The following is a 22,095-nucleotide window of genomic DNA, read 5'->3' as shown; positions in this document are numbered from 1 at the left end:
GTCTGCCCCACCCCGTCCAGGTGGCCGGGGGTCGCGCAGGCACATGCGAAGGGGAACCACTTCTCCGGAGGCGGGGTCACCGTTCGCGCTCCGGGATGCGTTCGCCCCGGCTGATGGCGATGCGGAGGACGTCGCCAAGGGATTCGGACGCCCTGGTGAGCGCGAAACGTACGGCGCGTTCGCCGGCCCTCGGGTCCGCGAGGACGGCCTTCGCTCCGGCCAACACCTGTTCCCCGGAGTCGAGTTGGGCTGCCGCCACATCGTCGGCGAGCCGGGAGAGGTGGCTGTCGTCGTGGTCGGCGCTGAGGTAGCAGGGCTTGCCGTCGGGGGTGGCCCAGGGCAGCAACCGCAGTTCGCCGCGCGTGGTGTTGGGAATGCCGTGCGCGAGTGTCATGAGGAGTAACTCCCGAAGTCCTGACGAGCGGTGATTACCGTTCGTGCCGTCATCGTCACGGCTCCGGCGTACGCTGCGGAAGGGGGTCCCCGTTGTCTGCGGACCCAGGCAACGGGGAGGGGTGACGTGACCGAACAGGTTGACGCCGAGGGCGAGTCGGGGCGCGTGGTGCTGGGGCGGACGCTCCGGTATCTGCGGGAGAAGGCGGGCAAGTCACTCGGGCAGCTGGCCGAGGAGACCGGCTACGACAAGAGCTACCTGAGCCGACTGGAGTCCGGGGAGCGGCTGTCCAAGGTGACGGTCATGGAAGACCTGGATGTGTATTACGAGGCCGGCGAGTTGCTGGTCAGTCACTGGAAGGCGGCGCGGCTCGACGCGTTCAAGGACCAGTACAAGCGGTTCATGGGGCTGGAGGCGACGGCACGGGTCATGTGGAAGTTCGCGCTGGGTGTACCTGGACTGGTGCAGACCGAGGATTTCGCTCGGGAGGTGTTGTCCGGGGCCCAGACAACACCTGATCGCGCAGAACTGGTCGAGGAACAGGTCGCGGTGCGGCTCGGTAGGCAGTACCTGTTGCAGCAGAAGCCGGAGCCCAACGTCCGCATCATCATGGACGAGTTCGCGTTCCGGCGCCCTGCCGCGAGTGGGAAGACCTGGGCCGATCAGTTGCTGCGCCTTGAGGCTGTTGCGATGTGGCCCAACGTGGCGCTTCAGGTCCTCCCGTTCGCTGCCGGGGTCCATCACCACATGAACGGCACCGTGACGCTGTTGTGGCAGCAGGACGGAAGTGCCGTTGCCTACACAGAGGGCAACAGCCGAGGCGAACTGATCGACGAACCGGACGATGTTCTGCGACACCGACTGTCCTACGATCGGCTCAGGGATCTTGCGCTGCCCCCGTCGGACTCGCTCGCGTTCATCAGGGACGTACTGGAGGAACACAGATCATGAAGTCCACCCCTGACCTCAGCACCGCCGCCTGGCGCAAGTCGAGCTACAGCGACGGGGGAGACAACAACTGCGTCGAGGTCGCCGACGGCTACACCGACCTGGTCCCCGTCCGCGACAGCAAGGCTCCGACCGCCCGCCCGTTGATTCTCGCGGCCGTGTCCTGGTCCGCGTTCGTGGACGGAGTCAAGGCCGAGGTGGGCGTGCACACGTTCGGGTGACGTGGGTCGGAAGGCCTGACGTTTGTCGCCGCGCCCCCCTCATGGTTGATCTTCCGGTCGAATGGACGGCCGGGTCACGATCGACTGATGGGAAAGGTATGAGCCGGTTATGGTCGTAGACACGACGCGTCGAAGGAGGACACCGGTCATGGCTGCTCACGCTGCGGAACCCGAGCCGGTCGTCCCTCCGATGCCTGAGCGGACCCCGAGGGCGCTGCGCAGGGCCATCGCGCAGAACACTCCCGCACTTCTCCCGGATTTCGACGCCCACTGGAAGTGGGCGATCGCCGATGCGTACGACGTGGGCCCCGTGCCCGCGTTCATGGCCCGCTGGTGGGGTGAGTACGCCCTCGCCCGCGATCCCAGGCTGGACGCGCACGTCCGCGACCTCGAACACCGAGCCGCGTACGAGTGCACGGACATCGCCGAAGCCAAAGCCCTCCTTGAGGAGGCGGCGACGATTCACTACCGGGTCCGCGACCTGGAGCCCGGCGAGTGACCGATGGGTTCATGGGGCCGCCCTGGCAGGCGGACTGGCGAACCGATGCCCTCGCCACCTTCGAGGCACTGCCTGACCACGCTCGTGAGATCGTCCTCGCGGCGCGAGCCGAACTGGTCACCGCGAAGGATCCGTACTTCCGTGGCATCAATGCCGACGCCGGATTACCGGAGGGCATGAGCGTCACGCCGGGCCGGTCCACCGAACCGAAGGGCCGACACCTCTGCTTCTTCGACCGTGGGAACGGCTGGCTGAAGTACACCTTCGTCCGCCGAACCGAAGATCCCCAGATCGTGGTTGAAGAGGTCTTCTGGCAAGAACCTGAGCCTGTCGCACCAAGTCCGGCGGAGGAGTAGCGATGACAGAGACCGCGACCATCCGGGTGTCCCGGCAGGCCCGGGATCATCTCGCCCAGGTCGCCAGGGATCGCGGTCTCACCTTGAGGCAGCTCGTCGAGCAACTGGCCGCCGCACGCGAGATGCTCTCGGCTAGCATTCCAACGGACAGGCCCCCCTCGCCCCAGCCGTGACCGGCGGATCCGTTCCAGCCGACGCGCCCCCGAACAGGTGTGACGCCGACCCCCGTTGGAACAGACCCGCCGATCAACTCCACTGTTCTCCTACGGCCGGTTCAGCAGCCCATCGTCCAAGTGTGGGACGCCCCCTTGTCGTTGGCGTTCGCGCTGTAGCCGACCTCCTGGCCAGGGGCCAGGCAGATGGTGACGGAGCCCAGCAACTCGCGGGCCGAGTACACCTTGACGTGGTCCTTCACGCCGGGGCCGGAGATGCCGTGGTTCGCCCAGGACGAGTCGTGCCAGGCCATGTCGCCCTCCCACCAGTGGTCGTCGCCGCTGTGCTCGATCTTCAGGCCGGTGAAGTTCGCGTCCGTCCAGACGCAGAAGTTGCCGCTGCCGCACTGCACGGCCTGCGCGGACGCCGAGGTCGTGAGGACGACGCCGGCCGCGAGGAGGGACGCGGCGAGGAGCGAGGTCACGCGCCTCGCGATGGTGCGCTTCATGGGGTGGGGGTTCCTTTCGAGGGGGAGTGGTCGTGGTCCTTGGCGAGGAGGTTCAGGGAGACCGTCAGCGCGTGGGTGCGCATCCTGCGCCAGTCCGCGAGTTCGGCGTGGTGGCGGGCCCGGATCTCGGCGAGCGGGAGGCGGGCGTGCGCGGCCTCCGGCCTGAGGTTGTTGACGATCACCGACGTACGGAACCAGCGCGCCCCGTCGCCGTAGAGCCGCTGGTTCGCGGCGGCCAGACAGCCGTCCGTGTGGGTGCGGACGACGTAACCGGTCGGGAGTCGAACGGCGAGTTGGGCCCGGCCGGTGCCGAACAGGGCGTCGGAGACGCGGAGTTGCTGGGGCTGTGGCAGTGAACTCCGGCCGGGGCGCGGTGGGGTGAGGTGCTGCCTGGTGAGGCAGTCGTCGGTGAGGAGTTGGGTCGCCGCCTTGATGACGTCGTCAGGAGCGGGACGGGGAGCGGGAGTTGGAGCGGGCGGGGCCGCGCAGGCTGTGAGGGCGAGGAGCAGTCCGCCGGTCAGAAGCGCGGCCGTACGCAGGGTGGGCATCGGTGGATCAACCGGCCTCGCAGCCCATCCTCGTGTCGCTGACCCCGTCGAACTTGCCGCCCCACTCCGCCCAGTTGTCGGAGTAGTCGTCCGGCCTGATCTCCCGGTACAGACAGCCGCCGCCACCTTGGTAACTGATCGCGTAGACGCTGACCGAGGCATGCGAGTCGAAGGAGTACGCGTGCCGCTTCACCCGGGTGTCCGCCTCGCGATATCCGGGCGGCGAGTACGCCCAGGCACCGCCCGCGCCCATCTGCCCGGCCTCCGGCCAGAAGTACACCTGCCCCGGCGGTACGGCGGCCGGGGCGGAGGCATGTGCTGGTGCGGAAACGGGTGCGGCGGCGGGCAGGATCGCGGCGAACGCGGCTGCGGCGATGGCGAGTTGACGCATGTGGTGGGTTCCCGAGGATGGTGATCGAGTGGGCGACCGAGTGGGCGACCGAGTGATCGATCGCGGGCCAGGGACACCATCCCCACGGGATGCGGAGGTATGCCCCGTTTCACCCGTACGGCGGCATTGGGGGCGAACGGGTTGGTGTGCGGGGCCGACGGAACCGGGTACCGTCTTTGTCATGACCGTGAGCAAGAACATCAACAACCCCGTGGGCATGGGCGGCGGCCAGCGCAAGAAGCTGTCCCGCGCCGAACGGCAGAACCACGGTCCGCACCGCAACCTCGACCGCCAAGGCGCGGCCGACCTGAAGGCGGAGCTGGTCCGCAAGATGCGGGAGAAGGCCGCCGCCGCAGAAGCCGCCGAGGCTCCCGAGCAGGCGGGCGACGACACCGCGCAGAGCTGACGCGCAGCCGTACGACAGACAGGGCAGGGCCCGGACCGTGAAACGCGGTCCGGGCCCTGGCCGTATTGAGGGGCGGTCCTGCTGTCGTAGCGGGTGCGACCGTCCCGCTCGGCTCGCGGCCGACCGCCCGGGGCAGCCGGGGCGGCCGGGGCGACTCAAGGACGGCGGCGGTCACCCGTCACACGTGCCTCGTGAGGGCTTCGACGTGGTCGAGCATCGTGTCCAGCGCCACCTCCAACGGCCTTACCCGGCGCTGGAGTTGGGTGAGCAACAGGCCGCCCTGGAGCGCGGCGAGCGTGGCGAGGGCGAGGTCGTCGGGGTCGGCGTCGAGTTCACCGCGGTCGTGCATCGCCTGGAGGCCGCCACGGATCGCCGACTCCCAGCGCAGGAAGCCGCTGGCCGCGGCGAGCCGCGCCTCGGGGTTGGTTTCCGCGATCTCGCTGCCGAGGGAGCCGATCGGGCAGCCGCCGCGGCACTGCATCCGGAGCTGGTACTCCACCAGCGCGTCCCGCCACTGCCGTAGGCCCGCCATGGTGTCGAGTCCGGCGAAGAGCGGCTTCTGCATGTCCAGCACCGCCTCGGTCTGGAACTCGATCACGGCCAGCAGCAGTTCCTGCTTGTCCGCGAAGTAGTGGTAGATCTGCGAGCCGCTCACCCCGGCGGCCGCCCGCACATCCTCGAGCGTCGCCTCGGTCACGCCCCGCTCGTACATGAGCTGCGCGGCGGCGGCCACGATCCGGCGCCGGGTCTCCTGCCCCTTGCGGGTCAGCTTCTTCCCGGTCGACGGGCGTACCTCGGTACTCATACCCACGACGCTACCAGATTTTGGATTAGACAACCCATTTTTTCCGCAGCATTGTGGGTCACCTAATCCATTCCGGCCGCCGCACACGGGGCCGGACTTCCGGAAGGACCCGGCATGGAACTCTCCGACAAGGTCGCCCTCGTCACCGGCTCGACGGGCGGCATCGGCGCCGAAACGGCCCGCTTGCTGGCCGCGGCCGGCGCCGAGGTCGTCGTCTCCGGCCGCCACGCCGAGCGCGGGGCCGCGACCGTACGGTCGATCACGGACACCGGCGGCCGGGCGCGCTTCGTCGCCGCCGACCTCACCGACCCGGCCGCGCTGCGCCACCTCGCCGAGCAGGCCGGCCCCGTCGACATCCTGGTCAACAACGCCGCGATCTTCCCCGGTTCACCGACCGTGGACCAGGACCCCGCCACGCTCGACGAGACCCTCGCGGCCAACGTCCGCGCCCCGTACCTCCTCACCGCGGCCCTGGTTCCCGCGATGATTGCGAAGGGCTCCGGCAGCATCGTCAACGTCAGCAGCATGGCCGCCCGGATCGGCATGCCCGGACTGTCCGTCTACGGCGCCACCAAGGCCGCGCTGGAGTCGCTGACGCGGACCTGGGCGGCCGAGTTCAGTCCGGCCGGCGTGCGGGTGAACGCCGTCGCGCCCGGTCCCACGCGGACCGACATGGTCCTGGCCACCATGGGTGAGGAGGGCGCCGAACAGGTCGCGAAGACCACCGTGCTCGGCCGGCTCGCGAGCCCGCGCGAGATCGCCGAGGTGATCCTCTTCCTCGCCTCGGACCGCGCGAGCTACCTCACCGGCACCACCCTCGCGGCCGACGGCGGACGCACCGCCGTCTGATGCCGTGACCGCGGTGTCCCCGCGAGCGGCCCGAACGGCTGCGCCCCCTACGATCCGTACGGTCCCTACGATCCCTACGGCGTCTCCGGCGGAGCCGTGGGCGCCCCCGGCATCCGTACCGTAGCCACCGTCCCGCCGCCCGGCGCGTGCGCCAGGGTCACCTCGCCGCCGGCCTGCTGGACCGTGCGGGCGACGATGGACAGGCCCAGGCCGGAGCCGGGGAGTGCGCGCGCCGAGGGGGAACGCCAGAAGCGGTCGAAGACGTGCGGGAGTTCGTCGGCGGGGATGCCGGGGCCGTGGTCGCGGACGGTGAGGACACCGCGCGTGAGCTGGACCTCGATCGTGCCGCCCTCGGGGCTGAACTTCACCGCGTTGTCCAGGATGTTGACCACCGCGCGCTCCAGCGCGGAGGGCTCCGACTGGACGTACCACGGCTGTACGTCCGCCGTGATCGTCAACTCCGGTCCGCGCAGGCGGGCTCGGCGCAGCGCGGACTCCACGGTGTCCTGCAACGACACCACCTGGACGCGCTCACCCCGCTGGCCCTCCGAGCGGGACAGTTCCTGCAAGTCGCCGATCAGGGACGCCAGTTCGGTCATCTGCGCCTTCACCGAGGCGAGCAGGGCCTTGCGGTCGGCCGGGGGGATCGGGCGGCCGGTCTCCTCGCTGCGGGTGAGGAGTTCGACGTTCGTACGGAGGGAGGTGAGGGGGGTGCGGAGTTCGTGACCGGCGTCCGCGATGAGTTGCTGTTGCAGCTCACGGGAGTTGGCGAGGGAGGTCGTCATCGAGTTGAAGGAGCGGGAGAGGCGGGCGATCTCGTCGTCGCTGTCGTCCTCGACGGGGATGCGGATGCCCAAGTCCTCGGTACGGGCTACGTGTTCGACGGCCTCGGTGAGTTTGTCGACCGGGCGGAGCCCCGCGCGGGCGACCGCCAGACCCGCGGCCCCGGCGCCGATCACTCCGATGCCGGAGACGACGAGGAGAACGAGGGCGAGTTCGTTCAGGGTGTTCTGGGTGCTCTTGAGAGGGACCGCGACGACGAGTGCGGTGTCGGGGTACAGCTGAGGGGGCGTCGGGCCCTGCCTGACGAGCAGAGGCGTGGTCAGCACGCGTACGGCATTGCCCTTCGAGTCGACGCCGTTGCGGAACACCCCCTTGAGGGTGGACGGAAGCGACGTGAGGGCACTCGCGTCCTTGATCACGCCCTTGTCGGCACCGGTGACCTTGACGACGCCCGCCGAACCGGCGGAAACACAGAACTTCCCGCTGGACTTGACCAGTTGGAGATAGGTGGTCTGTGTCCGGATCCCGTTGAAGCCGCTGGGGTCGGTGGTGTCGCTCTGCGTGCTGTCGACGGTCTGCGGGCAGGTCTGGAGGAACCCCACAACATCACCGGGCCGCTGCGGCTGCGCCATCTGCCTCAGATCAGCATCGACCTGCTCGTACAGCTTCCCCTGCACGATGAACCAACAGGTGACCGAAACCGCCGCCACCCCGAACGCCACCGCCGCCGCGACCAGCATCGCCAGCCGTGACCGGATCGGCAGTGTCCGGAACCGGTGTCCGAGCTTGCTCACTCCGCCCCACCTTGTCGCAACACGTACCCCACACCACGAACCGTGTGCACCAGCCGAGGCTCGCCCCCCGCCTCCGTCTTCCGGCGCAGGTACATCACATACACATCAAGGGAGTTGGAGGACGGCTCGAAGTCGAAGCCCCACACCGCCTTGAGGATCTGCTCGCGGGTGAGGACCTGGCGGGGATGCGCCAGGAACATCTCCAGCAGCGTGAACTCGGTGCGGGTCAGCTCGACCTGTCGCCCGTTCCGGGTCACCTCGCGGGTCGCGAGGTCCATGCGGAGGTCGGCGAAGGTGAGGGAGTCGTCCTCGGGGGCCGCCCCGGCCGCGGCTGCCGCCGCGTACGAGCTGCGGCGCAGCAACGCCCGTACCCGCGCGAAGAGTTCGTCGAGTTCGAAGGGCTTGACGAGGTAGTCGTCGGCGCCCGCGTCGAGCCCGGTCACGCGGTCGCCGACCGTGTCGCGGGCCGTCAGCATCAGGATCGGGGTCGTCGTCCCGGCACCCCGCATCCGGCGCGCGGCCGTGAGGCCGTCCATGCGCGGCATCTGGATGTCGAGGACGACCAGGTCGGGCTGGTACGCGGTCGCCTTCTCCAGCGCGTCCGCGCCGTCGACGGCGACCTCGGTGTCGTACCCCTCGAACGCGAGGCTGCGCTGGAGTGCTTCGCGTACCGCCGGCTCGTCGTCGACGATCAGGATGCGCTGGGTGTCACGGTCGCCTTCGGCGGGGCTCATGGCTGGATTCCTCGGGTGCGGTGGGACGGGGAGACAACGCTCGGCTGGTCGCAATCAGCCTCGCATGTTTCCCGGCTGGCGCGTGAAGAGGGGAGGAAGTGAGAAAAAGGGTGAGATCGGCCACCTGGATCGGATCGGCCACCCGGTTCGGCTTCCCGTGCCCCGTGCTCAGCCGCGCATCGTCTGGAGGCGCTTCAACGGCACCTTCCGGTGGTGCGGGCGGGCCGCGCTGGTCCGGAGCCCCATGAGTTCCGGGGCCACCTCCGGCGCCCGGGTCAGCGGCGCGTGCAGTTCGTACGCCACCCCGAGGGCCAGGCCGAGACCGGCCGCTCCGGTGTCGGTCACCGTGTGCGAAACCTGCTTGATCATGACGTACTCCCTACTGGTTGCTGATGGGGCACTGACCTAGCTGTCGGAGCCGCCGGCTCGCAGCGAGGCGAGGTCCGCCTTGACGGTGTTGATCGGGATGGCGAAGCCGATGCCGATGCTTCCGGCCTCGGAGGACGAGGACGAGGAGTCCGAACTGGACGAGTACATCGCGGAGTTGATGCCGATGATGTTGCCGTTCGCGTCGATCAGCGCGCCGCCGGAGTTGCCGGGGTTGAGGGACGCGTCGGTCTGGATGGCCTTGTACGTCGTCGTCGAGGAGCCGGTGTCGCCGTTGAACTGCTGGCCGCCGAACTGGAAGGGCCACTGGCCGTCGCTGCCGCCGGAACCCTGGCTCTGGCTCTCGTCGGTCGAGACGGTCACGTCACGGTTCAGGGCGGAGACGATGCCGCTGGTGACCGTGCCGGTCAGGCCCTCGGGGGAGCCGATCGCGACGACCGTGTCGCCGATCTGGACGCCGGCGGAGTTGCCGAGGGTGGCCGCCTTCAGGCCGGAGGCGTTCGACAGCTTGAGGAGCGCGAGGTCCTTCTTGCTGTCGGTGCCGACGACCGTCGCGGTGTACGACTTGCCGTCGCTCGTCTTGACCTTGACCGAGGTGGCGCCGGAGATCACGTGGTTGTTGGTGACGACCTCGCCGCCCGTGGTGATGATCACGCCGGCGCCGGTCGAAGTGCCGTTGCTGAGCGTGGCGTTGACCTCGACGACGCTCGGGCTGACGGTCGCGGCGATGGTGGCGACGTCGCCCTTCTTGCTGGAGGGCACGACGGCCGTGGTGGTGCTGGTGGTGGCGACGGTGTCCTTGCCGGTCAGCTCCTGGAAGGCGTACGCCGTGCCGCCGCCGACGGCCGCGGCGACGATCGCCACGGCGGCGAGCAGCGCGAGCGGACCCCGGTTGCGCTTCTTCGGCTTGGGCGCCTCGGCCTGGACGTGGGTGAGGAGAGCCGTGTCGCCGCCGCTGCCGTCACCGCCGGCGTACGCGGTACCGCCGTTGCCGTGCGCTCCGCCGTCACCGCCGTACGCTCCGCCGTCGGCGCCGAAGGCGGCCTGCGGGGCGGGCGAGGGGACGGGCGCCTGAGCCGGCCACACGGGCTCGGCCTGCTGCACCGGCTGGGCCTGCTGCACCGGCTGGGCGGGCTGCGGCTGGTAGGCCGGCGGGGGCGGCCACTCCGGGTTCACGGGAGAAGAAGCGTGCTGCTGCTGGGGGTACGCCTGCGGCTGGTCGCCCTGGGGGGTCTCGTACTCGCCGCTGCGGCGGAAGCTCTCGGTCATGGAAAAGAGACTGTCGCGTGATCATGAGAGGTACCTGAGCGCCCGCTGAGAAGCCCGACAGAACCTCGTATGCCCGATATAAAGACGCCGGGGCCCCGGAAACTCGGGGATTCCAGCGAACCCGGTGACCCCCGGGCCGGATGGGACGGGGGTGAGTCAGGGGTGGGGCACAGGCGGGACGGAGCCGGAGGCTAGCCCTCGCACCCGCACGACTGTCGGATGACCAGGCGGGACGGGAACACCTTCAGCCGCTCGCGTCGCGACCCCGCCACCCGCAGCCCGTCGTCGAGGACGAGGTCCACCGCCGCGCGGGCCATCGCCGGGCGGTCCGAGGCGATCGTCGTCAGCTTCGGGTCGGCCATGGTCGCTTCTTTGATGTCGTCGAAGCCGATCACGCCCAGCTCGCGCGGTACGTCTATACGCAGCTCGCGCGCCGCCCGCAGCAGGCCGATCGCCTGGTCGTCGGTGGAGCAGAAGATCGCGGGGGGACGGCGGGGCCCGGCGAGGATGCCGAGGGCGACCTGGTAGGCGTCGTAGCGGTTGTACGGGGCCTCGAAGAGGCGTCCCTCGGTCGGCAGGCCGGCCTCGGTCATCGCGCGCCGCCAGCCCTCGACGTGGTCGGAGACCGGGTCGCCGACGGCCGGGGTGTCCGCCGTACCGCCCATACAGGCGACGTATTCGTAGCCGTGCTCCAGGAGGTGGCGGACGGCCAGTTGGGCGCCGCCGAGGTCGTCCGTGACGACGGCCACGTCGTCGATGGCCTCGGGGCGTTCGTGGAGGAGGACGACCCGGGCGTCCCAGGCCTCGATCTCCGCCGCGGCGTTGTCGTTCAGCGCGTGGCTGACGAGGATCAGGCCGGAGACCCGCATCCCGAGGAACGCGCGCAGGTAATGGACCTCACGCTCGCCCACATAGTCGGAGTTGCCGACGAGCACCATTTTGCCGCGCTCGGACGCGGCCTGTTCGACCGCGTGCGCCATCTCCCCGAAGAAGGGCTGGCGCGCGTCCGGCACGATCAGGCCTATGAGGTCCGTGCGCCGCGAGGCCATGGCCTGGGCCACCCGGTCGGGCCGGTACCCCAGTTCCTTGATCGCGGCGAGGACACGCTCGCGCGTGGCCGGGGCAACCGGCCGGGGTCCATTGTTGATGACATAGCTGACTACAGCGGTCGAGGTACCCGCCAGCCGCGCCACATCATCCCGAGTCACCTTGGCCACGCGCGGAGTCTACGCGGATGGACCCGCCCTGGGCAGGGCGTATCGAAGCTTCTCTTCGCTTCCGCGCACAGTCTCCGCGCGGAAACGACATCGAAAGCCACGCCCTGCCCGATTACGGCCTCGGAAGGGTCCCGATTGCGGCCCCGGAGGGTTACGCCTCGGCCCGGATCTCGGCCGGAATCTCGGCGGCGTCCAGGGCGACCGAATCGGCCGCACCGTCCGCATCCTCCGGCTTTGCCGCGGCGAGCGCCGCGCTCGCCTTGAGCTTGGCCTCCTCGCCGCCGCGGTCGCCCCGCTCGCCCTTCTCCGGCGTGACGAATCGATAACCGACGTTCCGGACGGTCCCGATCAGCGACTCGTGCTCGACCCCGAGCTTCGCGCGCAGCCGTCGTACGTGGACGTCGACCGTCCGCGTACCGCCGAAGTAGTCGTAGCCCCAGACCTCCTGGAGCAACTGTGCGCGCGTGAAGACGCGGCCCGGGTGCTGCGCGAGGTACTTGAGGAGCTCGAACTCCTTGAAGGTCAGGTCGAGGACCCGGCCCTTGAGCTTGGCGGAGTACGTCGCCTCGTCCACGGAGAGATCGCCGTTGCGGATCTCCATGGGGGAGTCGTCGTTGACGATCTGCTGGCGGCCCATGGCGAGCCGCAGCCGCGCCTCGACCTCGGCCGGACCGGCCGTGTCGAGCAGCACGTCGTCGATTCCCCAGTCGGCGGTGACGGCCGCGAGGCCGCCCTCGGTGACGACGAGGATGAGCGGACAGCCGGGTCCGGTGGAGCGCAGGAGCTGACACAGGCTGCGGACCTGAGGCAGGTCACGGCGGCCGTCGATCAGGATGACGTCGGCACCGGGGGTGTCGACGAGGGCGGGGCCTTCCGCCGGTGCCACGCGCACGTTGTGCAGCAGCAGGCCAAGGGCCGGAAGCACCTCCGTCGACGGCTGGAGGGCATTGGTCAGGAGCAGCAGAGAACTCATATATCTGGTTCCTCCTCGGTCCCTGCGAGGACGTGTGTGGTGCGGCACAGCGTTTGTGTTCCCGAGGGCCCTGTATAACCGGCGGCCACCTGTGGTTTCCCGTGGTGTACCGCTTCGTATACAACGCTCCCGGAAGCACAAAAGGACCCGGGGGCTTCGCTGCCCGAGTCCTCTGTCCAGCAGAATAGCCCACATGAGCGCTGGTACGGCAGGTCATGTGGCACGATCCACCGTTCGTCCGAACTCTGAGACGATCAGACGCACACCATTGCGGACGTTTCTGCACACCGACGACGGGGTGACGATCGATTCCGTATACGAACCGGGGGCGGCCGTATACGACGCCTCCCGGTCACCTTCCGGTGATCCGGTGTTCGTCGTCGCGCACGGTTTCACGGGCGACGTGGACAAGCCGCACATCCGCCGGGTGGCCGAGGCGTTCGCCCAGTACGGGGCCGTGGTCACCTTCTCCTTCCGGGGCCACGGAGCCTCCGGCGGACGGTCCACCGTCGGCGACCGCGAGGTCCTCGATCTGGCCGCGGTGGTCGCCTGGGCGCGGGAGCGGGGGCACGCGCGCGTGGTCACTGTCGGTTTCTCGATGGGCGGTTCGGTGGTGCTGCGGCACGCGGCGCTCTACGGCGTGCAGGCGCACGCCGACGGTCAGGGGCGCGAGGGGCGCACAGAAGCGCACACGGACGCCGTGGTTTCCGTGAGTGCGCCGGCCCGTTGGTACTACCGAGGCACGGCACCCATGCGCAAACTCCACTGGCTGGTGACCCGCCCCGAGGGCCGGCTCGTCGGCCGCTACGGCCTCAAGACCCGTATCCAGCACAGGGGTTGGGACCCGGTCCCGCTCTCCCCGGTCGAGGCGGTCCCGCACATCGCGCCCACTCCGCTCCTGATCGTGCACGGCGACCGCGACGGCTACTTCCCCCTCGACCACCCCCGCATGCTGGCCGAAGCCGCAGGTGACCACGCCGAACTCTGGGTGGAGCCCGGCATGGGCCACGCGGAACACGCCTCCGCCGACGACCTGCTGGCCCGTATCGGTCGCTGGGGCAGTTCACAGGACAGCTAGCCTGGCGCTGTCGACACCCGATCCGTCGACACCCGATCTGTTGACACCGATCCGTTGACGCCGATCCACCGAGGAAGCAAGCACATGCCAAAGGTCACGGTGCGCTACTGGGCCGCCGCGAAGGCCGCGGCCGGCATCGCCGAGGAGCCGTACGACGCGGTCACCCTCGCCGACGCCCTCGCCGAGGTCCGCGAGCGACACCCCGGGGAACTCGCCCGCGTACTGCTGCGATGCTCGTTCCTCGTCGACGGTGACCCCGTGGGCACCCGCGGACATGAGACGGTACGGCTGGCCGAGGGCGGCACGGTCGAGGTGCTCCCGCCGTTCGCAGGAGGATGAGCGAAGCGATGAGCAACCAACCGTACGAGGGCTACGGCGAGGGCTACGACCCCTACGCCCAGCAGCAGCAACAACCGCAGCAGCAGGCGCAGGCCTGGCCCGGCCAGCAGCAGGCGTACGACGACCCGCAGGCCGCGCAGCAGTACACCCAGCAGTGGCAGGGCCAGACCTGGGACACCCAGGTCCAGCAGTCGAGACCCTCCGCGTCCGACCTGGCGTACTTCCCGCCGCAGAACTACCAAGCGCCGACGCCGAGTTACGACGCCCAGGCACCCGTGACCGCGCCCCCGGCCCCCGCCGCCACGGACGGGGCCGCCGGCTACGGCCCGCCCTCCCTCGCCGGCAACGCCCGCATCACCGACGCCCAGCGCGCCCGGCTGGAGGGCCGCTCGCCGATCATCGAGCCCGGGATGCAGCCCGCCGGACTCACCGCCCTGCTGGCGCTGCTGCTCGCGGGCACCGCGCAGATCGGGTCGTACGCCCTCGTCGTACCGCTCGTCGTGCTCCAGGCCGTGACGGCGGCGGGATGGTTCCGGCTGAACGGGATGTGGCCCGCGCGGCAGGGCATCGCGCTCGCCTTCGCGGGGGCGCTCGTCGCGGACGTGGCGCTGCTCGCGGCCGGGCGGGACAACGGTCCGGCGGCGATCCTCGGCACCCTGGGTGTCTGGGTCCTGCTCTCCCTGGTCATGCAACTGCGCTCGCACGCCGACCCGGACACCCGCATCACGAGCCTGATGGCGACGGTCGCCTCGGCGGCCCTGGCCATCGTCGCGACCGGCCATCTCGCGGCCGACCCGGACGCGGTGACGGTGGGCGCGGCGGCGGTCGCGGTCGCGATCCTGGCCCGCGCGCTGCCGCTGCCGACCATCGCGTCGGTCGTCGTCTCGCTGCTCGCCGCAGCCGGTGCGGGGATCGCCGTCGGCGGGGCGACGGGCCTGGGCGCGAAGGGCGCGCTGCTCGGCGCGGTCGCGGCGGGCTGCGCCCTGATCGGCCACCGGGTCGCGAGCTATGACTACCCGTCCCGCTTCGTCCACTTCACGGCCGGTGTGGCCCTGCCGCTCGCGGCGGCGGCCCCCGCGGTATATGTCCTGGGACGGGCGCTCGGATAGTCCTGAGGATGGGGCCGGAGGGTCAACTGCCCTGTTGTAGGCGGCAGTTAAGGAACCTGTCACAGGTGATCGACAATTTCCCGTTGCACGTATCTCGCGGGACTAGTCTCACGCAGGGCGGCTACCCGGTCGTCGTACCGCTTTCGTCGATGACCGTCAGGTGGGGGAACACCGCACATGCGTGGGCTACGGATACTTCTGATCGTCGTGGTGATTCTGGGGGGCCTGTTCGTGGTCGTGGACCGCGTCGCGGTCTACTTCGCCGAGGACGAGGCGGCGTCCAAGGTGAAGACCAACGAGAACCTGGCCACCACCCCCGACGTCTCCATCAAGGGCTTCCCCTTCCTCACCCAGGTCGCCTCCGGTGAGCTGGACGACGTGGAGCTCGGCATCAAGACCTACGAGGCGCCCACGGGCAACACGACCGGCAGCGGCGCCTCCACGATCCGGATCGACGACCTCAAGGCCGACATGAAGGACGTCAAGTTCTCCAGCGGCTACAGCTCCGCCATCGCGGCCACCGCGACCGGCTCCGCGAGCATCGCCTACGACCAGTTGCTCAAGGCCGCCAAGTCCGAACCGACGGACATCTTCACCGGGGTCACGGCCCAGGTCGTCGACCTCTCCGACGGCGGCAACGGCAAGATCAAGGTCGACGTCAAGATCTCGGTCGCGGGCCAGGAGACGACGTACCCCGTGCTCAGCACGGTCACCGTCGACGGCAACACCGTGAAGGTGCACGCCGACAACCTGCCCAAGCTGGTCGTCGACCTCGCCGACTCCCGGATCCGCTCGATCACCGACTTCCAGCAGACGATCAGCGAACTGCCCGGCGGAGTGAAGCTGGACAGTGTGCAGGCCGCGAAGAGCGGTGTGGAGATCAAGGTGAAGGGTTCGAACGTCGACCTGGCCGGGTAGGACGGGTCCGGGCGGGCGGCGCCGGTGTCCGAGAGGCGAGACGGCAGTGTCCGTACGGCAGGTGCGGTGACGGCGCCGGAGGCGGCAGCGCCCCGCCGTCACCTCTCCACCGCGCTGCTTATCTCACATGACGGACGATCGCGTCTCAAAATGTGACACACCGGTGACATGTCCGGTTGTCCGTCCCTACGATCGACCCTATGAGGCAACAGGCGGATCTCACGAAGCGGCGGGCAGTGGACCTGTGCCGCGTCGCCGCCATGCTCTGTCGCACTTTCTGAGCGGAAGCGCAGGCTTCCGTCTTCCCCGTGCCCTTGATCTCAGGGCACCCGCGCGATCGCGCACCCCTCTCTCACGCACCGCACCGCCGTAACTGCCCCGGAGGAGAACAGCATGAGCCGCAGTGACGTCCTGGTCGACGCCGACTGGGTCGAGGCCAACATCGACAACCCGGACGTGGCCATCGTCGAGGTCGACGAGGACACGGCCGCGTACGAGAAGAACCACATCAAGAACGCGATCCGGATCGACTGGACGAAGGACCTCCAGGACCCGGTACGCCGTGACTTCGTCGACCAGGAGGGCTTCGAGAAGCTCCTGTCCGGCAAGGGCATCGGCAACGACACGCTGGTGATCCTCTACGGCGGCAACAACAACTGGTTCGCCTCGTACGCGTACTGGTACTTCAAGCTCTACGGCCACGACAACGTCAAGCTCCTCGACGGTGGCCGCAAGAAGTGGGAGCTGGACGCCCGCGAGCTGGTGGAAGAGGTCCCGACGCGGGCCACCACCGACTACAAGGCGAAGCCGCAGAACACCGCGATCCGCGCGTTCCGCGACGACGTCGTGGCCGCCATCGGCGCGCAGAACCTGGTCGACGTCCGTTCGCCCGACGAGTTCAGCGGCAAGCTGCTCGCGCCGGCGCACCTTCCGCAGGAGCAGTCGCAGCGTCCGGGCCACGTCCCGTCCGCGCGCAACATCCCGTGGTCGAAGAACGCCAACGACGACGGCACGTTCCGGTCGGACGACGAGCTCAAGGAGCTCTACGCCGACGAGCAGGTCGACCTGGCCAAGGACACCATCGCGTACTGCCGTATCGGCGAGCGCTCGGCCCTGACCTGGTTCGTGCTGCACGAGCTGCTCGGTGTCGAGAACGTCAAGAACTACGACGGTTCCTGGACCGAGTACGGCTCCCTGGTCGGCGTCCCGATCGAGCTCGGCGCCAACAAGTAAGCCCCGACCAAGCCCCAAGCCTCAACCCGTAAGGACAGACCATGTGTGGAGCGAAGGCCGGCGGCCCCGACGCCTCGACGATCAAGCCCGGTGAGACCACCATCCAGGGCCAGGTGACGCGCAACGGCGAGCCCGTGACGGGTTACGTCCGGCTCCTGGACTCGACCGGTGAGTTCACCGCGGAGGTCCCGACCTCCGCGACGGGCCAGTTCCGTTTCTACGCGGCCGAGGGCACCTGGACCGTCCGCGCCCTCGTTCCCGGCGCCACCGCCGACCGCACGGTGGTCGCCCAGACGGGCGGCTTGTCGGAGGTGGCGATCGCGGTCTGATCGCCGTTTTACCGTCGAAGGGCCGCACCTCTCCTGAGGTGCGGCCCTTTCGCATGTGCGGGCCTACCCTTGAAGAATGCTGGCACGCCGCCGTCGCACGTACTTCGTCATGATGGGCATCTGCATCGGACTCTTCGTCCTGGCCTGGGGAGTCGTGCGGATCTGGTCGGTGCCCGCGGCCGTCGGGATGTGTGTGGTCGCGATGCTGATCCCTCCCGTCGCCGCGATGGTCGCCAACCGGCGCGGACCCGACGACCGCTGGTGGGACGACCCGTCCGGCGACCCGAAGTCCGACGAGTGGTGGGACGAGCTGGACGGCAAGAAGCGACGGCCGTAAGGGAGGCGGCGAGCGGGTAGGGGGCGGGCATGTCGCCTACGAGACTGTCGACCGTGGTGCTGGACACGCACGACGCGCACGAGCTGGCCGGCTTCTACCTCCGCCTGCTCGGTTGGACGACCCGGGCCGAGGAACCCGACTGGGTGCTGATCGGCCCGCCCGACGGCGGCACCGGCCTGTCCTTCCAGACCGAGCCGGAGTACGTCCCGCCCGTGTGGCCCACCCGCAATCCCGGCGACCAGCAGATGATGCTGCACCTCGACATCGAGGTCGACGACCTGGACACCGAGACGGCACGGGCGGTGACGGAGGGGGCCACACTCGCCGAGTACCAGCCCCAGCACGATGTACGGGTCCTCTACGACCCGGCGGGCCACCCGTTCTGCCTGTGGCGACAGGAGTAGCGGGGGTCGACAGGAGCGGCGGGGTCGACAGGAGTGGCGGGCTTACGTCGTGGCGATGATCGCCATCAGCAGGCCGCCGATGCATATCGCGGTGAGCGCGCCCGTCCAGAAGGCGTCTTCGCGCAGGGCCCGGGGTGCGCGGAAGCGGCGGCGGCGGGCGGGGGCCGGGGGTGGCAGTTCCGGCTGTCGTACGGCCGGCAAGGGTGGGGGCGCCGGTGTCGGGCGGGGCATGAGCGGGGGCGGTACCGCCTGGACCAGGGGTACCTGGATCAGTTGGTGAGGGCGCGGGTGGTTCATGCGGGGTGGGCCTCGCTGCGGTGTTTGCGGAGCAGTACGTTCGCGTCGGTCTCGACGCTGTAGTCAATCGCCGTGCGGGCCGTCGCCCGGAGTCCGGCCAGTTCCGCGCACCTCGCGCAGTCGGGGGCGGGCTGCGGTGCGGCCGTGACCAGGAACGGGGCGTCGGTACGCGGCCGGTAGTTCGCCGCGCGAACCCCCGCGCTCATCCGCTCCTGGTCCGTCGCCGGCCGCAGGGACTCGGCGTCGGCCTGCCACTCACGCCCACCGCCGACGGGCCGCAACAACGCGTACGGCCCTGCCTTGTCCTGGTACTCGCCGACCGTGTCCGTGGCGGGGTCGTAGAGCAGCGTTCCCGGTTCCATCGTGCGTCCTCCTCTTCGTTTTTATGCAACTTCCATACGGAATGCGACAGTTGGACTACTCTGTGCATTCCTGGGTGTTACGAGGATGACCCAGGCCGGAGGCGAATGCGGCGCCAACGGGCTCAACTTCCGCACGGGGCACGCCAAATTCCACAAATTCCACAGCAACGGGAGGTCGAGATGCCGCAACGGCTGGTGGTCACGGAGCGCAGCCATGAGCCAAGGAAGCGGTTTGCCGAGGAGTTGCGGCGGTTACGGGGTGAACGGGGCCTGAGCTTGCGGGACTTGCAGAAGGAGGTTGGGTGGGACTCGTCGCTGTTCGGGAAGATGGAGCGGGGCGGCACGCTGGGTGGGCCAGAGGTCGTGCAGGCGCTGGACCAGTACTACGGGACAGGGGCGTTCCTGCTGACCTTGTGGGAGCTGGCGTTGGGGGACCCGACCCAGTTCAAGGAGCAGTACCGCCGGTACTTCCTGCTACAGGCCGAGGCGTTGAGCCTGTGGCACTACGCCGCGACCGCGCCATCTGGTCTGCTTCAAGTGGACGGGTACGTGCGCGAAGCGCTCGCGGCTGGCGGCGCCAAGGGTGAGGAGTTGGAGCAACAGATCGAAGCACGAGTGAGCCGACGGAAGTTGCTGGAGGGGGAGAACGCGCCCCCGTTCCGCGCCATCATCTCCGAAGCGGTGTTGCGCATGGGGCTGCGCGACAAGCAGGCGTGGCGGGCGCAGTTGGAGTTCCTGGCCGAGGCCGCTGAGCGCCCGAACATCACGATCCATGTGTTGCCGTTCGGCTCCGGAATGCACGGTCTGGCGAACACCAACACCATGTTCCTGAAGCTGCTGGACGGCCGGAGCGTGGCCTACGTAGAGAACGATGTGCGCGGCGAACTCATCGAGGAAACCGAACGGGTTGAGCATCTACAGCGTGCATATGATGCGGTACGCGACCAGGCGCTGTCCCCTGCCGAGTCGCGGATGTTCATCCTGCGGATGTTGGAGGAAGTGCCGTGCGAGCCATCGACTTGAGCAACGTCTCGTGGCGCAAAAGCAGTTACAGCAACTCGGACGGCGGCAACTGCATCGAGGTCTCCGACGACTTCCTGATCGCCGCCGACTGGCGCACGAGCAGCTACAGCAACACCGACGGCGGCGACTGCGTCGAGTTCGCCCCCAACCTCCCCGCCGTAGTTCCCGTACGCGACACCAAGAACCCCACCCACGGCACCCTGGTCTTCGGCGTCGACGCGTGGTCGGAGTTCGTGAGCTCGGTCAAGGGGCGGGCTCAGTAGACCAACGCCTGCGTACCGTCGGCCATCGCCTCCTGGACGAACACCTGCGCCCCGGCGATCCGTACCCCTTCGATGACATCCTTCTCGGCGATGTCCCGACGGGCCGCGCACTGCGTGCACAACGTCATGCGGCCCGCCGCGAGGATCGAGTCGATCAGGTCCGGCAGCGGTGCGGCGTGCGGGAGTTGGAACTCGGCGGCGCGGCCCGGCAGGGCGAACCAGGCGGACTCGCCGGTGAGCCAGAGTGAGACGTCCACTCCGCTGGCGACGGCGACCGCGGCGACCGTGAACGCCTGGGAGCAGCGTTCGGGGGAGTCGGACCCTGCCGTCACCTTGATCACGAGCTTCTTCGACATGACCGAATCGTAATCAACTCCCTTACAACTCCCTGCATCAGCCATGGGTCTTCTGTGCGCGCATATGGAATGCGCATGCCATGGTCCGTGGGGGACGTTGTGGAAGTACCGGAAGTGCCAGAAGTAGCCGAAGTACCCGAAGTACCCGAAGAAACAAGCGAAAAAGAGACAGCCGAAGAGGTGCCCCGGCGGCCGCGCCGCCGTGGCCGCACCACACTCCTGATCGCCGCAGCCGCCGTACTCGGTGTCGTCGCCGGTACCTGCACGGGTTTCGTCGTCCAGGCGAACCGCGCACCCGACAAGCTGCCCTCGCTCTCGCAGGCGACGCTGACGCAGGCGAAGGGCCCCGCTCCGGAGCCCCTGTCCGCCGCCGAGGACTACAGGGTCAAGACGGACGGCGACCTGCGCAAGCTGCTGCTGAAGCGGCCGAGCGGGGCGTGGGACGCGGGCTACGGCGTCGGTGTGGACGGGTGGATGGACCTGGCCGAGTACGCGGAGACGTTCGAGAGGCCGGCCGACGCGTTCAGCGACCTCGTCGCGAGCGAGTTCCGTCGCGCGGCCGTCGCCAACTGGCGTGAGGGCAGCTCGCTGTTCGTCGAGGTCCGTCTCGTGCAGTTCCGCCAGGAGGACGAGCTGGTGACGGCTTCCGACTCGGAAGACGCCTACTCCTGGGCCGAGGAGAAGTCCGACACCGACAGCTGGCCCATCGCGGGCACGGGCGACGGGATGGCGTACGTGCACAACTCGCCGGACCGCGAGGCCGGTTACACGGACGTCTACAACGCCGAGGCGCACGCCTGGCGCGGTGACGTCGAGATGGACATCTGGGTCTCCTCCGCGAAGCCCGTCCCGAAGAAGAAGATCATGGACCTGGCCGAGCGGCAGATGGAGCGGCTGTGACCACCGAGAACCAGCCGGAGCAGGAGCCGGAGACAGAGCGGCAGACGGATGTGCTCGTCCCCGAACTCGTCGGCAGCTCCGCGGAGTTGACCGCCGAAGCGGTCGGGAAACCGGTACGGCGGGGCCGTGTCGCGGCGATCGCCGGGGCCGCGCTGCTCGCCGTCGCCGTGATCGGCGGGGTCGGGTACACCGTCGTGGCCGTGAACGGCGCGGACCGGGACGCGGGGGACGCCGTATGGACGTTCCCGAAGGTGTCGTCGGAGAAGGCGGCGAGCGGCAAGGTGAGCACGCTCGCGGCGGCGCTCGTGCCGTACGGGCCGGACGGGTGGAGCCAGGGGCCCGACATCGCGGAGTACGGGCACGACGTGGACTTCACGGGGGCGCAGGCGACGGCGCTGCGCAAGGACGCGCTGAAGGAACTGCCGCTCAAGCAGCGCAAGCCGCTGGAGAACGAGGTCGACAAGCAGCACACCAAGGGCTTGGCGATGCGCAGCTATGTCAGCACCGACGCGCAGGCGTCCGTCTACACGGACAAGGCGTCGACGGTGAGCATCGTGCTGGCGCAGATCGGGGACAAGGCGGCGGTACGGAACGCGTCCCGCTTCCAGAACGAGCTCTTCGATTCCCTGGGCGTCTTCCGGCCCGGCCCGACGATCAACGGCTACAAGAACGCCGAGTGCTTCCTCTCCCCGAAGGACGCCGACGAAAAGCTCGACACGATCTACTGCTCCGCCTACCAGGGCGAAATCCTGGTCACCCTCACCGCGAAGTCCGCCCGCCCGATGCAGACGTACGCGATCGGCCGCCTGCTCCAGGAACAACTCGACCGCATCAAGGACCCGGGGGAGGCGGTATGACCGACCAACAGCAAGAGACACCGACACCGACGAACACACCTCCGACCTCGGATCC

Annotated in this window: 34 protein-coding genes; 20 read left to right on the top strand and 14 right to left on the bottom strand. The window is 69.1% G+C overall.

The window, feature by feature from the left end; genetic code table 11:
- Positions 1 to 76: 76 nt before the first annotated feature.
- Positions 77 to 394: a hypothetical protein gene (locus ACIRRY_RS22560; RefSeq protein ID WP_403975453.1), complete on the bottom strand. Its 318-nt coding sequence runs from the start codon at positions 392 to 394 to the stop codon at positions 77 to 79.
- 126 nt (positions 395 to 520) lie between these two features.
- On the opposite strand from ACIRRY_RS22560, the gene ACIRRY_RS22555 reads away from it, so the two are divergent.
- The 5 genes from ACIRRY_RS22555 (at position 521) to ACIRRY_RS22535 (ending at position 2,591) form a co-directional block, all read left to right on the top strand.
- Positions 521 to 1,345, top strand: coding sequence for a helix-turn-helix domain-containing protein (locus tag ACIRRY_RS22555; protein ID WP_403975451.1), 825 nt, complete (start codon positions 521 to 523; stop codon positions 1,343 to 1,345).
- On the top strand, positions 1,342 to 1,563 hold the full coding sequence (locus ACIRRY_RS22550; protein WP_403975448.1) for a DUF397 domain-containing protein: 222 nt from the start codon (positions 1,342 to 1,344) through the stop codon (positions 1,561 to 1,563). The genes ACIRRY_RS22555 and ACIRRY_RS22550 overlap by 4 nt, the downstream gene beginning before the upstream one ends.
- A gap of 148 nt (positions 1,564 to 1,711) precedes the next feature.
- Positions 1,712 to 2,062: a hypothetical protein gene (locus ACIRRY_RS22545; RefSeq protein WP_403975445.1), complete on the top strand. Its 351-nt coding sequence runs from the start codon at positions 1,712 to 1,714 to the stop codon at positions 2,060 to 2,062.
- On the top strand, positions 2,059 to 2,418 hold the full coding sequence (locus tag ACIRRY_RS22540) for a hypothetical protein (protein WP_403975442.1): 360 nt from the start codon (positions 2,059 to 2,061) through the stop codon (positions 2,416 to 2,418). Before ACIRRY_RS22545 ends, ACIRRY_RS22540 begins: the two co-directional genes overlap by 4 nt.
- 2 nt (positions 2,419 to 2,420) lie before the next feature.
- Positions 2,421 to 2,591 carry a hypothetical protein gene (locus ACIRRY_RS22535; RefSeq protein ID WP_403975439.1) on the top strand — a complete coding sequence of 57 codons (171 nt, stop codon included), beginning with the start codon at positions 2,421 to 2,423 and terminating at the stop codon, positions 2,589 to 2,591.
- Positions 2,592 to 2,692: 101 nt separating this feature from the next.
- Here ACIRRY_RS22535 and ACIRRY_RS22530 read toward each other — a convergent pair whose 3' ends face one another.
- From ACIRRY_RS22530 to ACIRRY_RS22520, 3 genes are read right to left on the bottom strand one after another with little or no spacing between them, the layout of a single operon-like run.
- Entirely contained in the window at positions 2,693 to 3,079 is a 387-nt protein-coding gene (locus ACIRRY_RS22530) for a peptidase inhibitor family I36 protein (protein ID WP_403975436.1), read from the bottom strand.
- Positions 3,076 to 3,627, bottom strand: coding sequence for a hypothetical protein (locus ACIRRY_RS22525; protein ID WP_403975434.1), 552 nt, complete (start codon positions 3,625 to 3,627; stop codon positions 3,076 to 3,078). Before ACIRRY_RS22525 ends, ACIRRY_RS22530 begins: the two co-directional genes overlap by 4 nt.
- Positions 3,628 to 3,634: 7 nt before the next feature.
- Positions 3,635 to 4,018, bottom strand: a complete 384-nt coding sequence (locus tag ACIRRY_RS22520) for a hypothetical protein (protein WP_403975432.1) — start codon at positions 4,016 to 4,018, stop codon at positions 3,635 to 3,637.
- A 181-nt stretch (positions 4,019 to 4,199) separates the two neighbouring features.
- Here ACIRRY_RS22520 and ACIRRY_RS22515 point away from each other — a divergent pair, with 181 nt between their 5' ends.
- Complete coding sequence (locus ACIRRY_RS22515; protein ID WP_403975430.1) at positions 4,200 to 4,424, top strand: DUF6243 family protein; 225 nt, start codon at positions 4,200 to 4,202, stop codon at positions 4,422 to 4,424.
- 178 nt (positions 4,425 to 4,602) lie between these two features.
- Here ACIRRY_RS22515 and ACIRRY_RS22510 read toward each other — a convergent pair whose 3' ends face one another.
- Complete coding sequence (locus tag ACIRRY_RS22510; protein WP_403975428.1) at positions 4,603 to 5,229, bottom strand: TetR/AcrR family transcriptional regulator; 627 nt, start codon at positions 5,227 to 5,229, stop codon at positions 4,603 to 4,605.
- Between the two features lie 114 nt (positions 5,230 to 5,343).
- Here ACIRRY_RS22510 and ACIRRY_RS22505 point away from each other — a divergent pair, with 114 nt between their 5' ends.
- The gene (locus ACIRRY_RS22505) at positions 5,344 to 6,078 is read left to right on the top strand and encodes an SDR family NAD(P)-dependent oxidoreductase (RefSeq protein ID WP_403975425.1); all 735 of its coding nucleotides are present in this window, start codon (positions 5,344 to 5,346) and stop codon (positions 6,076 to 6,078) included.
- Between the two features lie 74 nt (positions 6,079 to 6,152).
- Here the strand turns inward: ACIRRY_RS22505 and ACIRRY_RS22500 are convergent, their stop codons facing one another.
- The 6 genes from ACIRRY_RS22500 to ACIRRY_RS22475 form a co-directional block, all read right to left on the bottom strand.
- Complete coding sequence (locus ACIRRY_RS22500; RefSeq protein WP_403975586.1) at positions 6,153 to 7,601, bottom strand: sensor histidine kinase; 1,449 nt, start codon at positions 7,599 to 7,601, stop codon at positions 6,153 to 6,155.
- A gap of 50 nt (positions 7,602 to 7,651) precedes the next feature.
- The gene (locus tag ACIRRY_RS22495; protein WP_200686993.1) at positions 7,652 to 8,389 is read right to left on the bottom strand and encodes a response regulator transcription factor; all 738 of its coding nucleotides are present in this window, start codon (positions 8,387 to 8,389) and stop codon (positions 7,652 to 7,654) included.
- Between the two features lie 168 nt (positions 8,390 to 8,557).
- Positions 8,558 to 8,758, bottom strand: a complete 201-nt coding sequence (locus tag ACIRRY_RS22490) for a hypothetical protein (RefSeq protein WP_403975422.1) — start codon at positions 8,756 to 8,758, stop codon at positions 8,558 to 8,560.
- A gap of 36 nt (positions 8,759 to 8,794) precedes the next feature.
- Positions 8,795 to 10,045: a S1C family serine protease gene (locus ACIRRY_RS22485; RefSeq protein ID WP_403975419.1), complete on the bottom strand. Its 1,251-nt coding sequence runs from the start codon at positions 10,043 to 10,045 to the stop codon at positions 8,795 to 8,797.
- Between the two features lie 191 nt (positions 10,046 to 10,236).
- On the bottom strand, positions 10,237 to 11,262 hold the full coding sequence (locus ACIRRY_RS22480; RefSeq protein ID WP_403975416.1) for a LacI family DNA-binding transcriptional regulator: 1,026 nt from the start codon (positions 11,260 to 11,262) through the stop codon (positions 10,237 to 10,239).
- A 151-nt stretch (positions 11,263 to 11,413) separates the two neighbouring features.
- A complete protein-coding gene (locus tag ACIRRY_RS22475) occupies positions 11,414 to 12,235 on the bottom strand; it encodes a response regulator transcription factor (protein ID WP_403975414.1) in 822 nt (273 codons plus the stop codon).
- Positions 12,236 to 12,428: 193 nt separating this feature from the next.
- On the opposite strand from ACIRRY_RS22475, the gene ACIRRY_RS22470 reads away from it, so the two are divergent.
- From ACIRRY_RS22470 to ACIRRY_RS22430, 9 genes are all read left to right on the top strand, one after another.
- Entirely contained in the window at positions 12,429 to 13,313 is an 885-nt protein-coding gene (locus ACIRRY_RS22470) for an alpha/beta hydrolase (protein WP_403975413.1), read from the top strand.
- A gap of 84 nt (positions 13,314 to 13,397) precedes the next feature.
- Positions 13,398 to 13,652, top strand: coding sequence for a MoaD/ThiS family protein (locus ACIRRY_RS22465; RefSeq protein WP_403975410.1), 255 nt, complete (start codon positions 13,398 to 13,400; stop codon positions 13,650 to 13,652).
- Positions 13,653 to 13,660: 8 nt separating this feature from the next.
- Positions 13,661 to 14,761, top strand: a complete 1,101-nt coding sequence (locus ACIRRY_RS22460) for a hypothetical protein (RefSeq protein ID WP_403975408.1) — start codon at positions 13,661 to 13,663, stop codon at positions 14,759 to 14,761.
- A gap of 177 nt (positions 14,762 to 14,938) precedes the next feature.
- The gene (locus ACIRRY_RS22455) at positions 14,939 to 15,679 is read left to right on the top strand and encodes a DUF2993 domain-containing protein (protein ID WP_403975405.1); all 741 of its coding nucleotides are present in this window, start codon (positions 14,939 to 14,941) and stop codon (positions 15,677 to 15,679) included.
- Positions 15,680 to 15,879: 200 nt separating this feature from the next.
- The gene (locus tag ACIRRY_RS22450) at positions 15,880 to 15,960 is read left to right on the top strand and encodes a putative leader peptide (protein WP_353963781.1); all 81 of its coding nucleotides are present in this window, start codon (positions 15,880 to 15,882) and stop codon (positions 15,958 to 15,960) included.
- 112 nt (positions 15,961 to 16,072) lie between these two features.
- Positions 16,073 to 16,912 (top strand): sulfurtransferase, encoded by an 840-nt coding sequence (locus ACIRRY_RS22445; protein ID WP_403975402.1) that lies wholly within the window; start codon positions 16,073 to 16,075, stop codon positions 16,910 to 16,912.
- A 41-nt stretch (positions 16,913 to 16,953) separates the two neighbouring features.
- Positions 16,954 to 17,241 (top strand): DUF1416 domain-containing protein, encoded by a 288-nt coding sequence (locus ACIRRY_RS22440; protein WP_365994273.1) that lies wholly within the window; start codon positions 16,954 to 16,956, stop codon positions 17,239 to 17,241.
- A gap of 76 nt (positions 17,242 to 17,317) precedes the next feature.
- The gene (locus ACIRRY_RS22435; RefSeq protein WP_043673068.1) at positions 17,318 to 17,578 is read left to right on the top strand and encodes a DUF3099 domain-containing protein; all 261 of its coding nucleotides are present in this window, start codon (positions 17,318 to 17,320) and stop codon (positions 17,576 to 17,578) included.
- 29 nt (positions 17,579 to 17,607) lie between these two features.
- The gene (locus ACIRRY_RS22430; RefSeq protein WP_403975398.1) at positions 17,608 to 17,982 is read left to right on the top strand and encodes a VOC family protein; all 375 of its coding nucleotides are present in this window, start codon (positions 17,608 to 17,610) and stop codon (positions 17,980 to 17,982) included.
- A gap of 42 nt (positions 17,983 to 18,024) precedes the next feature.
- Here ACIRRY_RS22430 and ACIRRY_RS22425 read toward each other — a convergent pair whose 3' ends face one another.
- Together ACIRRY_RS22425 and ACIRRY_RS22420 are read right to left on the bottom strand one after the other, a co-directional pair.
- Positions 18,025 to 18,279, bottom strand: coding sequence for a hypothetical protein (locus tag ACIRRY_RS22425; protein WP_403975396.1), 255 nt, complete (start codon positions 18,277 to 18,279; stop codon positions 18,025 to 18,027).
- Positions 18,276 to 18,641 carry a hypothetical protein gene (locus tag ACIRRY_RS22420; RefSeq protein ID WP_403975393.1) on the bottom strand — a complete coding sequence of 122 codons (366 nt, stop codon included), beginning with the start codon at positions 18,639 to 18,641 and terminating at the stop codon, positions 18,276 to 18,278. The genes ACIRRY_RS22425 and ACIRRY_RS22420 overlap by 4 nt, the downstream gene beginning before the upstream one ends.
- Positions 18,642 to 18,821: 180 nt before the next feature.
- Here ACIRRY_RS22420 and ACIRRY_RS22415 point away from each other — a divergent pair, with 180 nt between their 5' ends.
- Both ACIRRY_RS22415 and ACIRRY_RS22410 read left to right on the top strand, forming a co-directional pair.
- A complete protein-coding gene (locus tag ACIRRY_RS22415; protein WP_403975391.1) occupies positions 18,822 to 19,664 on the top strand; it encodes a helix-turn-helix domain-containing protein in 843 nt (280 codons plus the stop codon).
- The gene (locus ACIRRY_RS22410) at positions 19,646 to 19,927 is read left to right on the top strand and encodes a DUF397 domain-containing protein (protein ID WP_403975389.1); all 282 of its coding nucleotides are present in this window, start codon (positions 19,646 to 19,648) and stop codon (positions 19,925 to 19,927) included. The genes ACIRRY_RS22415 and ACIRRY_RS22410 overlap by 19 nt, the downstream gene beginning before the upstream one ends.
- Here ACIRRY_RS22410 and ACIRRY_RS22405 read toward each other — a convergent pair.
- A complete protein-coding gene (locus tag ACIRRY_RS22405) occupies positions 19,921 to 20,283 on the bottom strand; it encodes a DsrE family protein (protein WP_403975386.1) in 363 nt (120 codons plus the stop codon). The genes ACIRRY_RS22410 and ACIRRY_RS22405 overlap by 7 nt on opposite strands.
- Positions 20,284 to 20,463: 180 nt before the next feature.
- Here ACIRRY_RS22405 and ACIRRY_RS22400 point away from each other — a divergent pair, with 180 nt between their 5' ends.
- The gene (locus ACIRRY_RS22400; RefSeq protein ID WP_403975384.1) at positions 20,464 to 21,183 is read left to right on the top strand and encodes a hypothetical protein; all 720 of its coding nucleotides are present in this window, start codon (positions 20,464 to 20,466) and stop codon (positions 21,181 to 21,183) included.
- A complete protein-coding gene (locus ACIRRY_RS22395; protein ID WP_403975382.1) occupies positions 21,180 to 22,040 on the top strand; it encodes a hypothetical protein in 861 nt (286 codons plus the stop codon). The genes ACIRRY_RS22400 and ACIRRY_RS22395 overlap by 4 nt, the downstream gene beginning before the upstream one ends.
- Positions 22,041 to 22,095 lie beyond the last annotated feature (55 nt).

It is taken from the genome of Streptomyces sp. NPDC101776 (assembly GCF_044766845.1).
Taxonomy (GTDB): Bacteria; Actinomycetota; Actinomycetes; order Streptomycetales; family Streptomycetaceae; genus Streptomyces.
The sequence above is the reverse complement of the archived record's forward strand: the minus strand, read 5'-3'. Positions and strand labels throughout refer to the sequence as shown.

Bases quoted from the DNA above. Each gene is read 5' to 3' on its own strand.
- ACIRRY_RS22470 (WP_403975413.1), top strand. From the start codon at position 12,429: ATGAGCGCTGGTACGGCAGGTCATGTGGCACGATCCACCGTTCGTCCG.
- ACIRRY_RS22535 (WP_403975439.1), top strand. From the start codon at position 2,421: ATGACAGAGACCGCGACCATCCGGGTGTCCCGGCAGGCCCGGGATCAT.
- ACIRRY_RS22530 (WP_403975436.1), bottom strand. From the start codon at position 3,079: ATGAAGCGCACCATCGCGAGGCGCGTGACCTCGCTCCTCGCCGCGTCC.
- ACIRRY_RS22485 (WP_403975419.1), bottom strand. From the start codon at position 10,045: ATGACCGAGAGCTTCCGCCGCAGCGGCGAGTACGAGACCCCCCAGGGC.
- ACIRRY_RS22510 (WP_403975428.1), bottom strand. From the start codon at position 5,229: ATGAGTACCGAGGTACGCCCGTCGACCGGGAAGAAGCTGACCCGCAAG.
- ACIRRY_RS22475 (WP_403975414.1), bottom strand. From the start codon at position 12,235: ATGAGTTCTCTGCTGCTCCTGACCAATGCCCTCCAGCCGTCGACGGAG.
- ACIRRY_RS22445 (WP_403975402.1), top strand. From the start codon at position 16,073: ATGAGCCGCAGTGACGTCCTGGTCGACGCCGACTGGGTCGAGGCCAAC.
- ACIRRY_RS22435 (WP_043673068.1), top strand. From the start codon at position 17,318: ATGCTGGCACGCCGCCGTCGCACGTACTTCGTCATGATGGGCATCTGC.
- ACIRRY_RS22505 (WP_403975425.1), top strand. From the start codon at position 5,344: ATGGAACTCTCCGACAAGGTCGCCCTCGTCACCGGCTCGACGGGCGGC.
- ACIRRY_RS22550 (WP_403975448.1), top strand. From the start codon at position 1,342: ATGAAGTCCACCCCTGACCTCAGCACCGCCGCCTGGCGCAAGTCGAGC.
- ACIRRY_RS22405 (WP_403975386.1), bottom strand. From the start codon at position 20,283: ATGTCGAAGAAGCTCGTGATCAAGGTGACGGCAGGGTCCGACTCCCCC.
- ACIRRY_RS22495 (WP_200686993.1), bottom strand. From the start codon at position 8,389: ATGAGCCCCGCCGAAGGCGACCGTGACACCCAGCGCATCCTGATCGTC.
- ACIRRY_RS22430 (WP_403975398.1), top strand. From the start codon at position 17,608: ATGTCGCCTACGAGACTGTCGACCGTGGTGCTGGACACGCACGACGCG.
- ACIRRY_RS22425 (WP_403975396.1), bottom strand. From the start codon at position 18,279: ATGAACCACCCGCGCCCTCACCAACTGATCCAGGTACCCCTGGTCCAG.
- ACIRRY_RS22415 (WP_403975391.1), top strand. From the start codon at position 18,822: ATGCCGCAACGGCTGGTGGTCACGGAGCGCAGCCATGAGCCAAGGAAG.
- ACIRRY_RS22520 (WP_403975432.1), bottom strand. From the start codon at position 4,018: ATGCGTCAACTCGCCATCGCCGCAGCCGCGTTCGCCGCGATCCTGCCC.
- ACIRRY_RS22455 (WP_403975405.1), top strand. From the start codon at position 14,939: ATGCGTGGGCTACGGATACTTCTGATCGTCGTGGTGATTCTGGGGGGC.
- ACIRRY_RS22440 (WP_365994273.1), top strand. From the start codon at position 16,954: ATGTGTGGAGCGAAGGCCGGCGGCCCCGACGCCTCGACGATCAAGCCC.
- ACIRRY_RS22450 (WP_353963781.1), top strand. From the start codon at position 15,880: ATGAGGCAACAGGCGGATCTCACGAAGCGGCGGGCAGTGGACCTGTGC.
- ACIRRY_RS22545 (WP_403975445.1), top strand. From the start codon at position 1,712: ATGGCTGCTCACGCTGCGGAACCCGAGCCGGTCGTCCCTCCGATGCCT.
- ACIRRY_RS22525 (WP_403975434.1), bottom strand. From the start codon at position 3,627: ATGCCCACCCTGCGTACGGCCGCGCTTCTGACCGGCGGACTGCTCCTC.
- ACIRRY_RS22490 (WP_403975422.1), bottom strand. From the start codon at position 8,758: ATGATCAAGCAGGTTTCGCACACGGTGACCGACACCGGAGCGGCCGGT.
- ACIRRY_RS22560 (WP_403975453.1), bottom strand. From the start codon at position 394: ATGACACTCGCGCACGGCATTCCCAACACCACGCGCGGCGAACTGCGG.
- ACIRRY_RS22515 (WP_403975430.1), top strand. From the start codon at position 4,200: ATGACCGTGAGCAAGAACATCAACAACCCCGTGGGCATGGGCGGCGGC.
- ACIRRY_RS22460 (WP_403975408.1), top strand. From the start codon at position 13,661: ATGAGCAACCAACCGTACGAGGGCTACGGCGAGGGCTACGACCCCTAC.
- ACIRRY_RS22420 (WP_403975393.1), bottom strand. From the start codon at position 18,641: ATGGAACCGGGAACGCTGCTCTACGACCCCGCCACGGACACGGTCGGC.
- ACIRRY_RS22500 (WP_403975586.1), bottom strand. From the start codon at position 7,601: ATGCTGGTCGCGGCGGCGGTGGCGTTCGGGGTGGCGGCGGTTTCGGTC.
- ACIRRY_RS22465 (WP_403975410.1), top strand. From the start codon at position 13,398: ATGCCAAAGGTCACGGTGCGCTACTGGGCCGCCGCGAAGGCCGCGGCC.